The organism is Arthrobacter humicola, from assembly GCF_039531445.1.
Classification (GTDB): domain Bacteria; phylum Actinomycetota; class Actinomycetes; order Actinomycetales; family Micrococcaceae; genus Arthrobacter; species Arthrobacter humicola.
The window spans coordinates 92,355-105,966 of sequence record NZ_BAAAQB010000039.1; the positions used below are offsets into that span (position 1 = coordinate 92,355).

At 68.3% G+C, this 13,612-nt stretch carries 13 protein-coding genes; 1 reads left to right on the forward strand and 12 read right to left on the reverse strand.

Features of this window, described 5'->3' with window-relative positions; genetic code table 11:
• From pyrF to pyrR, 7 genes are all read right to left on the reverse strand, one after another.
• Nucleotides 1–785 (reverse strand): orotidine-5'-phosphate decarboxylase (gene pyrF / locus ABD243_RS16325; RefSeq protein WP_344367453.1); only part of this gene is annotated, 785 nt, incomplete at its 3' end.
• On the reverse strand, nucleotides 778–4,077 hold the full coding sequence (carB, locus tag ABD243_RS16330; RefSeq protein ID WP_344367454.1) for a carbamoyl-phosphate synthase large subunit: 3,300 nt from the start codon (nucleotides 4,075–4,077) through the stop codon (nucleotides 778–780). The genes pyrF and carB, both read right to left, overlap by 8 nt.
• Nucleotides 4,077–5,315 (reverse strand): glutamine-hydrolyzing carbamoyl-phosphate synthase small subunit, encoded by a 1,239-nt coding sequence (carA, locus tag ABD243_RS16335; RefSeq protein WP_344367471.1) that lies wholly within the window; start codon nucleotides 5,313–5,315, stop codon nucleotides 4,077–4,079. The genes carB and carA overlap by 1 nt, the downstream gene beginning before the upstream one ends.
• A gap of 37 nt (nucleotides 5,316–5,352) precedes the next feature.
• Nucleotides 5,353–5,874, reverse strand: a complete 522-nt coding sequence (locus ABD243_RS16340; RefSeq protein ID WP_344367455.1) for a PH-like domain-containing protein — start codon at nucleotides 5,872–5,874, stop codon at nucleotides 5,353–5,355.
• Nucleotides 5,874–7,259, reverse strand: a complete 1,386-nt coding sequence (locus ABD243_RS16345; protein WP_344367456.1) for a dihydroorotase — start codon at nucleotides 7,257–7,259, stop codon at nucleotides 5,874–5,876. Before ABD243_RS16345 ends, ABD243_RS16340 begins: the two co-directional genes overlap by 1 nt.
• Complete coding sequence (locus ABD243_RS16350) at nucleotides 7,259–8,266, reverse strand: aspartate carbamoyltransferase catalytic subunit (protein WP_344367457.1); 1,008 nt, start codon at nucleotides 8,264–8,266, stop codon at nucleotides 7,259–7,261. The genes ABD243_RS16345 and ABD243_RS16350 overlap by 1 nt, the downstream gene beginning before the upstream one ends.
• Entirely contained in the window at nucleotides 8,263–8,877 is a 615-nt protein-coding gene (gene pyrR, locus ABD243_RS16355) for a bifunctional pyr operon transcriptional regulator/uracil phosphoribosyltransferase PyrR (protein WP_116767617.1), read from the reverse strand. The genes ABD243_RS16350 and pyrR overlap by 4 nt, the downstream gene beginning before the upstream one ends.
• Before the next feature lie 135 nt (nucleotides 8,878–9,012).
• On the opposite strand from pyrR, the gene ABD243_RS16360 reads away from it, so the two are divergent.
• Nucleotides 9,013–10,254: a PrsW family intramembrane metalloprotease gene (locus tag ABD243_RS16360; RefSeq protein WP_344367458.1), complete on the forward strand. Its 1,242-nt coding sequence runs from the start codon at nucleotides 9,013–9,015 to the stop codon at nucleotides 10,252–10,254.
• A 68-nt stretch (nucleotides 10,255–10,322) separates the two neighbouring features.
• Here the strand turns inward: ABD243_RS16360 and nusB are convergent, their stop codons facing one another.
• From nusB to ABD243_RS16385, 5 genes are all read right to left on the reverse strand, one after another.
• The gene (gene nusB, locus ABD243_RS16365; RefSeq protein ID WP_091251831.1) at nucleotides 10,323–10,733 is read right to left on the reverse strand and encodes a transcription antitermination factor NusB; all 411 of its coding nucleotides are present in this window, start codon (nucleotides 10,731–10,733) and stop codon (nucleotides 10,323–10,325) included.
• Nucleotides 10,733–11,296 carry an elongation factor P gene (gene efp, locus ABD243_RS16370; protein ID WP_056739180.1) on the reverse strand — a complete coding sequence of 188 codons (564 nt, stop codon included), beginning with the start codon at nucleotides 11,294–11,296 and terminating at the stop codon, nucleotides 10,733–10,735. The genes nusB and efp overlap by 1 nt, the downstream gene beginning before the upstream one ends.
• Nucleotides 11,297–11,450: 154 nt before the next feature.
• A complete protein-coding gene (locus tag ABD243_RS16375) occupies nucleotides 11,451–11,969 on the reverse strand; it encodes a tetratricopeptide repeat protein (RefSeq protein WP_344367459.1) in 519 nt (172 codons plus the stop codon).
• The gene (aroB, locus tag ABD243_RS16380) at nucleotides 11,969–13,060 is read right to left on the reverse strand and encodes a 3-dehydroquinate synthase (RefSeq protein WP_116767613.1); all 1,092 of its coding nucleotides are present in this window, start codon (nucleotides 13,058–13,060) and stop codon (nucleotides 11,969–11,971) included. Before aroB ends, ABD243_RS16375 begins: the two co-directional genes overlap by 1 nt.
• Nucleotides 13,060–13,608 carry a shikimate kinase gene (locus tag ABD243_RS16385; protein WP_425547233.1) on the reverse strand — a complete coding sequence of 183 codons (549 nt, stop codon included), beginning with the start codon at nucleotides 13,606–13,608 and terminating at the stop codon, nucleotides 13,060–13,062. The genes aroB and ABD243_RS16385 overlap by 1 nt, the downstream gene beginning before the upstream one ends.
• Between the last annotated feature and the right edge of the window lie 4 nt (nucleotides 13,609–13,612).

The window sequence follows — 13,612 nt, forward strand, 5'->3', positions numbered from 1 at the left end:
CGGCTGGAGGTGCCCAGGACCTGGGGATACGCCGCACCGAAGGTGCGCCGCAGGTCCGCGGCCGTGGCCCCCTGCGCGCCCAGTCCGGGGGCAAGGATGGGCCCGCGGACCGCCGCGAGGTCGAGACCGAGTTCGGTGAGGGCCGAGCCCACCGTGGCTCCGACCACGAGTCCCACCGAACCGAGGGATCCTTCGTAGCGCCGGTTTTCCGCCGCGGCGGCCTCCGTGATCCGCCGGGCAACGGAGTCCGCCCCGCCGACATGCTGCACGGACGCGCCTTCCGGGTTGGAGGTCAGCGCGAGCACGAACACGCCCCGCCCGGTCCCGGCAGCCAGGTCCAGGGCGGGCCGGAGCGACTCGAAGCCCAGGTACGGGCTCAGCGTGACCGAATCCGCGGCCAGCGCAGAGCCGTCCTTCAGCCAAGCGTCGGCGTAGGCGGCCATCGTGGAGCCGATGTCGCCGCGTTTGGCGTCCGCGATGGTCAGCACGGAGGCTTCCGCCGCCGCGGCCAAGGTGCGTTCGAGCACGGCAATCCCGGCCGAGCCGTGACGTTCGTACAAGGCCACTTGCGGCTTGACCGCGGCAGCGAGCGAGCCCACGGCCTCCAGAACGGTCAGCGAGAAGCGTTCCAGCCCGGCGGCGTCGTCCGTCAGGCCCCACTGCTGCAGGAGGGCCGGGTGCGGATCAATGCCGACGCACAGCGGGCCGCGGGCCGCCATGGCCCGCCCCAGCCGGGAGCCGAAGGACTCCCGGCCGGACGGTGCTGCGGTGCCTGCCTCAGGCATCCTGGAGGGCCTTGAGGTAGGCGGCGTGCTCCTGCAGGCTCGTGACGGACCATTCGTAGGTGCGCAGCGCCTCGATGGCCTGGACCGCGGCGTTGAATTCCGCCACGGTGGTGATGCACGGGATGCCGATCGACGTTGCCGCCGCACGCAGTTCGTAGCCGTCGCTGCGGGCTTCGCCGCCGGAGGGCGTGTTGAAGACCATGTCGATTTCGCCGGCGACGATCAGGTCCGCGATGGTGCCTTCGCCCTCGGCGCTGGAGCCCTCGGCGACCTTCCGGACGGGGGTGGCCTGGATGCCGTTGCGGCGCAGGACGTCCGCCGTGCCGCCGGTGGAGACGATCTCGAAGCCGAGGTCGGAGAGCCGCTTGACTCCCATGATCACCGAGCGCTTGTCCCGGTTCGCCACGGAGACGAAGATCTTGCCCTCGGTGGGCAGGGCGTTGTTCGCGGCGGCCTGGCTCTTGGCGAAGGCCGTGTCGAAGTGCTTGTCAATGCCCATGACCTCGCCGGTGGACCGCATTTCGGGGCCGAGCAGGGAGTCCACCACCTTGCCCTCGGGGGTGCGGAAGCGGCTGAAGGGCAGCACGGCTTCCTTGACCGAGACGGGCGCTTCCAGCGGGAGGGTGGAGCCGTCGCCGGTCTCCGGCAGCATCTTGTATGCGCTGCGGAGCTGGTTGATGGTGACGCCGGTGCCGATCAGGGCCGCGGCCTTCGCCATCTGGACGCCGGTGGCCTTGGAGACGAACGGCACGGTGCGTGAGGCGCGCGGGTTGGCTTCCAGGACGTAGAGGACGTCGGAAGCCAGGGCGAACTGGATGTTGATCAGGCCGCGGACGCCGACGCCTTCGGCGATGGCGAGGGTGGCGGTGCGGACCCGCTCCAGGACGTTGTTCCCGAGCGTGATCGGCGGCAGGACACACGCGGAGTCGCCGGAGTGGATGCCGGCTTCCTCGATGTGTTCCATGATGCCGCCGAGGTACATCTCCGTGCCGTCGTACAGGGCGTCGACGTCGATTTCGACGGCGTCTTCCAGGAACCGGTCGATCAGCACCGGGTGCTCCGGGGTGATCTCGGTGGCGTTCGCGATGTAGCGGGAGAGGTTGGGCTCGTCGTAGACGATCTCCATGCCGCGGCCGCCCAGGACGTAGGACGGGCGGACCAGGACCGGGTAGCCGATCTCGTCGGCGATCTTCTTGGCGTCCTCGAAGGACACGGCGGTGCCGTTCTTGGGCGAGATGAGCCCGGCCTTGTCAAGGACCTGGGAGAAGGCGCCGCGGTGCTCGGCGAGGTCGATCGCCTCCGGGGAGGTGCCGAGGATCGGCACGCCGGCGTCGGCCAGCTGCTGGGCGAGCTTGAGCGGGGTCTGGCCGCCGAGCTGGACGAAGACGCCCATGACGCCGCCGGTGCGTTCCTCGGCCGCGATGACCTCGAGGACGTCCTCGAGGGTGAGCGGTTCGAAGTACAGGCGGGTGGAGACGTCGTAGTCGGTGGAGACAGTTTCGGGGTTGCAGTTGACCATGACGGTCTCGTAGCCGGCCTTGCGCAGCGCCATGGAGGCGTGGACGCAGGAGTAGTCGAACTCGATTCCCTGGCCGATCCGGTTCGGCCCGGAGCCGAGGATAATGATCGACGGTTTGGCGTGCAGCGCCACCTCGTCCTCCTCGTCATAGGACGAGTAGTGGTACGGGGTGTAGGCGGCGAACTCGGCGGCGCAGGTGTCCACGGTCTTGTAGACCGGGCGGATGCCCAGGGCCTGCCGGACGCCGCGGACGACGGCCTCGGAGTTGTGCGTCAGGGCACCGATCTGTTCGTCGGAGAAGCCGTGGCGCTTGGCGCGCTGCAGCATCTCGTGGGTCAGTGCGGGGGCCTTGCGGATCTCCCGGGAGATCTCGTTGAGCAGCTGGAGCTGGTCCAAGTACCAGGGATCGATCTTGGTGGCCTCGAAGAGCTGCTCCACGGTGGCGCCGCCGAGGAGGGCGCGCTGGACCTGGTGCAGGCGTTCGGTGGTGGGCCGCTTGGACTTCTCGATCAGCTCCGCGACTTCCCATTCCGGGACGTGGCTGAAGTCCAGCTGGGAGCCCTTCTGCTCCAGGGAGCGCAGGGCCTTCTGCAGGGCCTCGGTGAAGTTCCGGCCCATGGCCATGGCTTCGCCCACCGACTTCATGGTGGTGGTCAGGGTGGGGTCGGCTGCCGGGAACTTCTCGAACGCGAAGCGCGGAACCTTCACGACGACGTAGTCCAGGGTCGGTTCGAAGGACGCCGGGGTCTTCTGGGTGATGTCGTTGGGGATCTCGTCCAGGGTGTAGCCGAGGGAGAGCTTGGTGGCGATCTTGGCGATCGCGAAGCCAGTGGCCTTCGAGGCAAGGGCCGAGGAGCGCGAGACGCGCGGGTTCATTTCAATGACGACGACCCGCCCGGTGTGCGGTTCGACCGCGAACTGGATGTTGCAGCCGCCGGTGTCGACGCCGACTTCGCGGATGACGGCGATGGAGATATCGCGCAGCCGCTGGTATTCGCGGTCGGTGAGGGTCAGGGCGGGAGCGACCGTGATGGAGTCACCGGTGTGGACGCCGACGGGGTCGAAGTTCTCGATGGAGCAGACCACCACGACGTTGTCGTTCTTGTCCCGCATCATCTCGAGTTCGTATTCCTTCCAGCCGAGGATGCTCTCTTCGAGCAGCACCTCGCTGGTGGGGCTGTACTGCAGGCCCTGGCCGACGATGCGGCGGAGGTCGTTCTCGTCGTAGGCCAGGCCGGAGCCGAGGCCGCCCATGGTGAAGGAGGGCCGGACGACCATCGGGTAGCCGAGGTCCTCGGCCGCGGCGAGTGCCTCGTCCATGGTGTGGATGATGTGGCTGCGCGCCGACTCGGCGCCGCAGCGCTCCACGACGCCCTTGAACTTCTCACGGTCCTCGCCCAGCTCGATCGCGGCGATGTTGGCACCGATCAGCTCGACGTTGTACTTCTCCAGGACGCCGTTCTTGTCCAGCGCGATGGCCGTGTTGAGGGCCGTCTGCCCGCCGAGGGTGGGCAGGAGCGCGTCGGGGCGCTCCTTGGCGATGATCTTCTCGACCACCTCGGGGGTGATCGGCTCCACGTAGGTGGCGTCGGCGAACTCGGGGTCCGTCATGATGGTGGCCGGGTTGGAGTTGACGAGGATGACCCGCAGGCCTTCCTCCTTGAGGACGCGCAGTGCCTGGGTGCCGGAGTAGTCGAATTCGGCCGCCTGGCCGATCACGATCGGGCCGGACCCGATGACCATGACGCTCTTGAGGTCAGTTCTCTTGGGCATTACTTCTTGTCCTCAGTCTTGGGTTCGGTGGCAGTCTTTGTGTCTGTCTCTGTCTTTGCAGAAGCGTCCGCCATCAGATCGATGAAGCGGTCGAAGAGGTAGGCGGCGTCGTGCGGGCCGGCGGCCGCTTCGGGGTGGTACTGCACCGAGAACGCGGGGATGTCGAGGCAGGAGAGTCCCTCGACGACGTCGTCGTTGAGGCTCACGTGGCTGACCTCGACGCGGCCGTAGCGCTCCTCGGGTGCCTGCGTGGCGCCGTCGAGCGGGGCGTCGACGGCGAAGCCGTGGTTCTGCGAGGTGATTTCCACCTTGCCGGTGCGGCGGTCCATGACCGGCTGGTTCAGGCCGCGGTGGCCGTAGCGCAGCTTGTAGGTGCCGAAGCCGAGAGCGCGGCCCAGGATCTGGTTGCCGAAGCAGATGCCGAAGTACGGGATCTTCTCATCGAGCACCGAGCGCAGCAGTTTGACCTGGTTGTCCGCGGTGGCGGGGTCGCCGGGGCCGTTGGACATGAAGAAGCCGTCGGGGTTGACGGCCTGGACGTCGGCGAGGGTTGCAGTGGCGGGCAGCACGTGCACCCGGACGCCGCGTTCGGCGAACCGGACAGGGGTCATCCGCTTGATGCCGAGGTCGATCGCGGCAATGCTGAAGCGGGGTTCGCCGTCCCAGCCGAAGTCCTTGGGTTCCACCGTGTACGCGGCGTCAACGCTGACTTCCTCGGCGAGCCGTGAGCCTTCCATCGGGGCGCTGGCCAGGACGGCGTCGACGAGTTCCTTGTCCGTGGCGCGGGCGGCGTCTCCGGAGAAGATGCCGGCGCGCATGGTCTTGTGTTCGCGCAGGTGGCGGGTGATGGCGCGGGTGTCCACGCCCTGGATGCCGACGATCCCCTGCTCGACGAGCTCGTCGTCCAGGGACCGCTCGGAGCGCCAGTTGGAGGGCCGGCGGGCGGCGTCGCGGACGATGTAACCGGCCACCCAGATGCGGCGGGATTCGGCGTCGTCGGAGTTGACGCCGGTGTTGCCGATGTGCGGCGCGGTCTGGACCACGAGCTGGCGCGCGTAGGAGGGGTCCGTGATGGTCTCCTGGTAGCCGGTCATTCCGGTTGCGAAGACCGCCTCGCCAAGGGCGGTTCCGGTGGCGCCGTAGCTGGTGCCGCGGAATATCCGGCCGTCTTCGAGCACGAGGACTGCGGGGGTGGATGCTGCCGCGGCAGCGGTTGCTGGCTCTGCAGCTTCTGTCACTGTTTTCTCAATCACTTCGTTGGGGTCCGTCACGTCGTTACTTTCCACTATCGGCGTTGGCCTGGGGGGCTGCGGAGATCAATTCTTGCAGCGCGTTGAGCAGGGTCGTTTTGTCGTCGGCATGCCGGGTCCGGAAGCCGGTGTCCAGTTCGCGGGAGCCCAGCATCCAGCTGAGCACCAGCAGGCCGTCCTTTTCCACGAACTTTCCGGCCATGCCGCTTTCCAGGCGCACGCCGGTGAGTCGTCCGGCCGGGATGAACACCGGGCCGGCACCGGCGCGCTCGAACAGCGCGCCTTCGGGGTGCACGCTGAGGTCGGCGTTGGTGCGGATGCCCAGGTGGTGGGCCGCGATCCGGTCCAGCCAGTCCCCGGCGGTGGTGGAGGCGACGTACTGGCCGTCGGCGGCGGCCAGCGGGGCACCGAGGTCGGCGGGGACCTCGGGAAGGGGCTCGACGTCGGCCTGGCGGCGCAGGCGGTTCCGCCAGCCGAGCGCCAGCAGCACAAACGCCGCAACGAGGAGCACCGCGGTGGCAATGCCGAGGACGAGCAGCCGGTCCATCAGGGCCGGCCCGCCGGTGCGGCGTCGACAGCATCCGCCGGCCACCGGTACGGGGTGTTGAGTTTGCCGTCCAGGACGGTGGGGTGGCCCTTGAAGAACGTCGCCACCACCCGGCCGGGAAGCTCCCGGCCCGCGAACGGAGAGTTACGGCCCATGGTTGCCATCTTAGAAGGGTCCACGGTCCAGCGCGCAGCCGGGTCGACGAGTATGACGTTGGCGGGTTCTCCGGCTTCGAGCGGTCGGCCCTGGTCCTGGAGCCGGCCGATGGCGGCCGGGGCCGTGGAGGTGACGCGGGCGAAGTCTTCCCAGCCCATGAGCCCGGTTTCGATCATGGTGTGCTGCACGACCGAGAGCGCCGTTTCGAGGCCGGTCATGCCCATGGCCGCCTGGGCCCACTCGCATTCCTTGTGCTCGCTCGGGTGCGGGGCGTGGTCGGTGCCGATGACGTCGATCGTGCCGTCGGCCAGCGCGGCGCGGAGCGCCTGGACGTCGGCGTCGGTGCGCAGCGGCGGGTTGACCTTGTAGACGGGGTCGTAGCTGCGGGCGAGCTCGTCGGTGAGCCAGAGGTGGTGCGGGGTGACCTCGGCGGTGACGTTCACGCCGCGGGATTTGGCCCAGCGGATGATCTCCACGGAGCCGGCCGTGGAGACGTGGCAGACATGCAGGCGGGACCCGACGTGCTGGGCGAGCAGCACGTCGCGGGCGATGATGCTCTCTTCGGCGACCGCGGGCCAGCCTGTCAGGCCCAGGACGGCGGAGACCTCGCCTTCGTTCATCTGGGCGCCGGCGGTGAGGCGGGGTTCCTGCGCGTGCTGGGCGACGACGCCGTCGAACGCCTTGACGTATTCCAGGGCGCGGCGCATCAGCACGGGGTCGTGGACGCAGATGCCGTCGTCGGAGAAGACGCGCACCCGGGCGCGGGAGTCGGCCATGGCACCGAGTTCGGCGAGCTGCTCCCCCGCTAGGCCCACGGTGACGGCGCCCACCGGGCGCACGTCCACCCAGCCGGCGGTCCGGCCCAGGGTGAGTACCTGTTCGACGACGCCGGCGGTATCCGCCACCGGGGTGCTGTTGGCCATTGCGTGCACGGCCGTGTAGCCGCCCAGGGCGGCGGCGCGGGTGCCGGTTTCCACGGTTTCGGCGTCTTCGCGGCCGGGTTCGCGCAGGTGGGTGTGGATGTCGACCATGCCGGGGAGTGCGACGAGGCCAGCGGCGTCAATCACCGTGGCGCCGGCCGCTGCGGCGGAGTCGGCGTCAAGTTGCGGGCCGCGTGCGGCGATGACGCCGTCGCGGATCAGGAGGTCCTCGGCTGCTCCGCCCAGGATCGCGGCGCCGCGGATGAGGTAGGCGCCGCTGGCGCTTGCATGCTGTTGCTGTTCGGCCATCAGTGGCTCTCCTTGGAGTAGGCGGCGGTGGAGGTTGCTTGTTCGCGGGTCTCCCCGGAAAGCAGCAGGTACAGTGCCGCCATCCGGATGGAGACGCCGTTGCGGACCTGCGCCAGCACGGTGGAGCGGGGCGAGTCCGCCGCGGCCGAGGAAATTTCCAGGCCCCGGTTCATGGGACCGGGGTGCATGATGATGGTGTCCTTGAGTCCAAGGGTGTCGAGGGCGCGCAGCCGGTTGTCATCGAACCCCCACCGGCGCGAGTACTCGCGGGTGGTCGGGAAGAAGGACGCGTTCATCCGCTCGCCCTGGACGCGGAGCATCATCATCGCGTCCACGCCCTGCGCCAGGGTCTCGTCGAGGTCGAAGCTGACCGCGCAGGGCCATTTTTCGACGCCGATGGGCAGCAAGGTGGGCGGCGCGACGAGCGTGACCTCGGCGCCCAGGGTGCGCAGCAGCCAGACGTTGGAGCGGGCCACCCGTGAGTGCAGGACGTCGCCGGCGATGGCGACGCGCATGCCTTTGAGGTCCGCCCCTGCGGACGGCGTGCCGGCCAGTTGCGACCAGTGCCGGCGCATCGTGAAGGCGTCCAGCAGGGCCTGGGTGGGGTGTTCGTGGGTGCCGTCGCCGGCGTTGATGACGGCGGCGTCGATCCAGTCGGTCGCGGCGAGCCGGTGCGGGGCGCCGGAGGCCCAGTGCCGGATGACGACGGCGTCGGCACCCATCGCGGCGAGCGTCTGGGCCGTGTCCTTGAGCGACTCGCCCTTGGAAACGGAGGAACCCTTCGCGGCGAAGTTGATGACGTCCGCGGAGAGGCGTTTGGCGGCGGCCTCGAAGGAAATTCGGGTCCGGGTGGAGTCTTCGAAGAAGAGGTTGACCACGGTGCGGCCGCGCAGCGCGGGCAGCTTCTTGACCTCGCGCTCCCCCACGGCCGCCATTTCCTCGGCGGTGTCGAGGATGCGGACGGCGTTGGCCAGGCTGAGGTCCTCAGTGGAGAGCAGGTGCCTCATGCGGTGGCCTCGATGACCACTTCGTTGACGGGGGCGCCGCTATTTTCCCCGCCGGCGGCGGAATCGGTTTCCTCGAGCCGGACACGAACCTTCTCGGCGGATGAAGTGGGGAGGTTCTTGCCCACGTGGTCGGCGCGGATCGGCAGTTCCCGGTGGCCTCGGTCGATGAGGACGGCGAGCCGGACGATCCGGGGCCGGCCGAGGTCGATCATGGCGTCCAGGGCGGCGCGGATGGTCCGTCCGGAGTAGAGGACGTCGTCCACGAGGACAACGACTTTGTTGTCGATCCCGGTGCGCGGGAGCTGGGTGGGGTACGGGGGCCGCGTCGGCTGGTGCGAGAGGTCGTCGCGGAACATCGTGACGTCGAGCTGGCCGACAATCGCGGCGGCGTCGACAGCGGGATCAGCGGCGGCGATCTTGGCGGCGAGGCGCACGGCGAGGGGGTAGCCCCGGCGCGGGATGCCCAGCAGGACGAGGTCCTGGGAGCCCTTGTTGGCCTCAAGAATTTCATGGGCGATACGAGTAAGCGCGCGGTCAATGTCAGCCTGGTTGAGGACAACCCGGGTGAGCACAACGTTCGCCGGACCCGGTGCTGATGGCACGGAAGTCAAAGCTCGTCTCCCCTTTCCCCGCCTCACGGGACGGAATTAAAAAAGGATTATTTGCTCTTTCAAATTACCACAGCCGGAGTTGCCCCTGCCGCCGCCGGAGTGCGTTTAACCTCACACGGCCATAGGCTCGATGCCATGACGACGAACGAGCCGCAGCCGGGGCCGGGGCCGGGGCCGGGCCAACGGACCAACCCGACGTGGTTGGGGCAGATCCGGCCGGAGGATTACCGGCAAGCCCCGGCCAACGTCGGCGGCCGGTTCCAGCCGGCGCTCCCGCCCGGCCCTGCGCCGGTCCGGGACCGCCGGAGTACCGCCGGCGCGCTGGGGCTCGTGCTGGCCGGCGGACTCCTCGCCTTCGCCAGCCTCTTCCTGGTGCTGCCCTTCCTTCTGGCCAGCACCGGAGTCTCCGGGTTCGTCGTCGGTTTCATGGCCTCGCTGGTTCCCCTGGGGACCGTGCTGCTGACAGTGCGCTTCATCGACCGCTGGGAGCCGGAGCCGAAACCGCTGCTGCTTTTCGCCTTTGCCTGGGGAGCGCTTGTCTCCATAGCGGTGACGATGCTGATCCAACCCTATTTTTCTTTGGTGGCCGGGCCCGCCTCAGGGCTGGACTATACGACGTTCGCCGTGACCGTCCAGGCCCCGGTCGTGGAGGAATTCGCGAAGTCCCTCGGGCTGCTGCTGCTCCTGCTGTTCGCCCGGAAGGACATCGACGGGCCGGTCGACGGCGTGGTGTTCGCCTTCACCATTGCCGCAGGCTTCGCGTTCACGGAGAACATCCTCTACTTCGGCCGCGCCATCGCCGAATCCAGCGATCCCGGCACAGACCTGGCGGTGGTCTTCTTCCTCCGCGGGGTGATGTCGCCGTTCGCCCACGCCGTCTTCACGGGTACCACCGGGATCATCATGGGATTCGCCGCGCGGCGCGGGAACAACGGGCTCGCCGCCCTGGCGTTTATCGCCGGCCTTGTCCCTGCGATGCTGCTGCACAGCGGCTGGAACAGCATGGGCCAGGATTTCCTCGCCCAGTACGTGTTCGTGCAGGTGCCGATCTTCCTCCTGGCGGCACTGGTCATCGTGCTGCTGCGGGTGGCGGAGCGCAGGCTCACCCGGCAGCGGCTCAGGGAATACGCGGCAGCGGGCTGGTTCACCGCGGCCGAGGTGGACATGCTGGCCACCGGCAGCGGCCGCCGTGCCGCACTGCGCTGGGCCAAGTCCGTGGGCCGGGGCGCACAGATGAAGGCGCTGTTCGATGCCGCCACCCGGCTGGCTTTCACCCGGCAGCGGATCCTCAGCGGCCGGGACGTGCCGGCCCGCCAGCGCGACGAGCAGCACCAGCTCGCCGACATCGCCGCCCTCCGGGCCGCCGTCGTCGGCTAAGTCTTTCCGGAGAACGACAGAACCCCGCCCAGGCGGTCCTGGACGGGGTTCTTCGCTGCGACGGGAGCTTAGGCCAGCAGGGAAGGCTTCAGCTGCTGGAGCCGGCCGAGCAGGCCGTTGATGAACGACGGCGATTCGTCGGTCGAGAGCGTCTTGGCCAGGGCCACGGCCTCGCTGACGGCTACGCCGTCCGGGACGTCGTCGTTGTAGAGCAGTTCCCACGTGCCAATCCGCAGGATGATGCGGTCCACCGAGGGCATCCGCTCCAGGGTCCAGCCCTGCGAGTAGGTTTCCAGGAACTCGTCGATGGCGGCCTGGTGCGAGACCACGCCTTCGACGATTTCGAGGGTGTACGGGTTGACGATCTGGTCTGTCTGCTCGCGGCGCGACTTCAGTACGTCGAACGCAGAGGCGGAGCGCTGCTCGGCCTCAAAGAGGACATCGAGGGCCCGGTTCCGGGCCTTACCGCGGGCACTCACTAGTCGTTGACCCGGCCGAGGTAGCTGCCGTCACGGGTATCGACCTTGACCTTGGTGTTGTTCTCGACGAACAGCGGCACCTGGATCTCGTAGCCGGTTTCGAGCGTGGCGGGCTTGGTGCCGGCCGAGGAGCGGTCGCCCTGCAGGCCCGGCTCCGTGTAGGTGATCTCGAGAACGACGCTCGGGGGCAGCTCGATGTAGAGCGGGTTGCCCTCGTGGATGGCGATGTTGACCATCTGGTTTTCGAGCATGAAGTTGGTGGCGTCGCCGACGGTGGCGGCCGGGACGGTGAGCTGGTCGAAGTCAGAAGTGTCCATGAAGACGAAGTCCGCGCCGTCCTGGTACAGGTACTGGTAATCGCGGCGGTCAACCGTGGCGGTCTCGATCTTGAGCCCGGCGTTGAAGGTCTTGTCGACGACCTTGCCGGACATCACGTTGCGCATCTTGGTGCGTACGAACGCGCCACCCTTGCCGGGCTTGACATGCTGGAACTCGATGATGTTCCAAAGCTGGCCCTCAAGCTTAAGGACGGTTCCGTTCTTGATGTCGTTAGTGGTTGCCACTGTATCCTCTTAGTTTCTATCTGGTTCTTGTCGGCCGGTGCGATCGGCCGGACGTCGTATGCCGGGCCGGCATGCCAAGCGGCCGCCAGCGCGTGTTTGTCAAAAATCCAAGTTCTATTCTACCGGTTCCCGTGGACAGCTGCCCGACGGAGGCTCAGGACTGCTGTTCCAGCACTTCCCGGGCACGCTGCAGCGCGACCGTGGAGGCGTAGATGAGGGCCGCGTCTGCCGAGCCGGCCACCCGCAAATCGAGGGCCTTGGCGAAGGATTCGACGGCGGCGCCGACGTTGCCGCCGGCGAAGTAGGCCCGGCCCAGGTGCTGGCGGACGGCCGCCTCTTCCAGGGTGCCCTTGGTCTCGGCGAGGAGCTGGCGGAACACCTCCACGGCCCGGTCGAACCGGTTCGAAACGCGGAGCACATCCGCCTCGAAGATCCGCAGCCGGAGCGAGGCCGGGTCCTTGTACCGGGCCTCGGCGAGGAGTTCGGCGGCCTCGGCGGCATGCCCTTCAACGATCCGGACAAAGACCAGGTCCCCGGGGTCGGTCGAGTCCGCCAACGCCTCGGCCATGGCGTCTTCGTTGACGATCTGGGGCATCAGGCTTTGCGGATTGATCCGGATGCCGGGAAACCCGGCATCCGGCCACTCGCTCGTGCCGCCCTTGACCATCATCATCAGGAGGCAATCTCCTGGTAGGCGGCGAACAGCAGCGACGTGTCCGGGACGTCGAGGATGCCGGGCCGGCCGATGCCGTCAAGGACCACGAACCGCAGCAGGTCGCCGCGGGATTTCTTGTCCCGCCGCATGCCGTCCAGGAGGGCCTGCCAGCGGTCGCGGCGGTAGGTGATGGGAAGCCCGAGGCTTTCCAGGATGCTGCGGTGCCTGTCGGCGTCGGCGTCGCTGAGCCGTCCGACGCTGCGGGCGAGTTCGGCGGCGAACATCATGCCCACGGAGACGGCGGCGCCGTGGCGCCAGGAGTAGCGTTCGGCGAGTTCGATCGCGTGGCCCAGGGTGTGGCCGTAGTTCAGGATCTCGCGCTGGCCGGTTTCCTTCAGATCGGCGGAGACCACCCGGGCCTTGACGGTGATGGCGCGTTCGATCAGTTCCCGCAGGATGTCCGAGCGCGGATCGGAGACCGCGGACGGGTCCTTTTCGATCAGTTCAAGGATGGCGGGATCGGCGATGAATCCGCACTTGATGACCTCGGCCATGCCGGAGATGATCTCGTTCTTCGGCAGGGTCTCGAGCGTGTCGAGGTCCGCGAGGACACCGGCGGGCGGGTGGAACGCGCCCACCAGGTTCTTGCCCTCGGCGGTGTTGATGCCGGTCTTGCCGCCGACGGAGGCGTCCACCATGCCCAGCAGGCTCGTGGGCATGTGGATGACCTTGACGCCGCGGAGCCAGGTTGCGGCGACGAAGCCGGCGAGGTCGGTCACGGCGCCGCCGCCGACCGCGACGACGGCGTCGGACCGGGTGAAGTCGTTCTGCCCCAGCACCTGCCAGCAGAAGGACGCCACTTCGATGTGCTTGCCTTCTTCGGCGTCCGGGATCTCGGCGGTCAGCGCGGTGAAACCGGCGGCGGCCAGCTCTTCCCGGACGGTGTCGCCGGTGAGCCGGAGCGCGCGGGGGTGGATGACGAGGACGCGCTTGACGCGCTCGCCCAGGAGCCCCGGAAGGCTTGCCAGGAGGCCGCGGCCCACCACGACGTCGTAGTTCTCACCGGGCGTCTGTCCGGTGACTTTGATGACGGTTGATTCGGTACTCACTATTCAACTTCCTTTGTCGCCGCCGGGGCGGGCACGGCAGCGGTCTTCGCCGCGGCATACTCCCCCAGCGCATCTTCCAGCCGGTGAGCCAGTTCCGGAACGCTGCCGCTCCGGACATCCAGCACCAGGTCGGCCAGCCGTTCGTAGACCGGCTGCCGGGTGGCGAAGAGGGTCCGCCACCGGCCCATGGCGTCGCCTGCCAGCAGCGGCCTGCCCGAATTCCTGGCGATGCGTTCCGCCACGGTCTCGGCGTCGCATTCGAGGTAGACCACGGTACAGCGGCCCAGGAGCTGCTGCGTGCCGGAGTCAAGGACTGCACCGCCGCCAAGCGAAATCACGGCGTTGCTGCCCTGTGCCTCTTCGATAGCATGGGCCACGGCCCGGGCCTCCAGCTCACGGAAGGCATGCTCCCCCCGGCTGGCGAAGATCTCGGCGATCGTCCCGTGCTGGGCCACCACCACGGCGTCGGTGTCCACGAAGGCGGATCCCAGGTGCTGCGCGAGCTGCTGTCCGATCGCCGATTTGCCCACGGCCATCGGACCGATCAGGACG

Excerpts from the sequence above, each read along its gene's own strand:
- carB (WP_344367454.1), bottom strand. The coding sequence starts at position 4,077 with ATGCCCAAGAGAACTGACCTCAAGAGCGTCATGGTCATCGGGTCCGGC.
- ABD243_RS16340 (WP_344367455.1), bottom strand. The coding sequence starts at position 5,874 with ATGGACCGGCTGCTCGTCCTCGGCATTGCCACCGCGGTGCTCCTCGTT.
- ABD243_RS16345 (WP_344367456.1), bottom strand. The coding sequence starts at position 7,259 with ATGGCCGAACAGCAACAGCATGCAAGCGCCAGCGGCGCCTACCTCATC.
- ABD243_RS16350 (WP_344367457.1), bottom strand. The coding sequence starts at position 8,266 with ATGAGGCACCTGCTCTCCACTGAGGACCTCAGCCTGGCCAACGCCGTC.
- ABD243_RS16360 (WP_344367458.1), top strand. The coding sequence starts at position 9,013 with ATGACGACGAACGAGCCGCAGCCGGGGCCGGGGCCGGGGCCGGGCCAA.
- ABD243_RS16375 (WP_344367459.1), bottom strand. The coding sequence starts at position 11,969 with ATGATGATGGTCAAGGGCGGCACGAGCGAGTGGCCGGATGCCGGGTTT.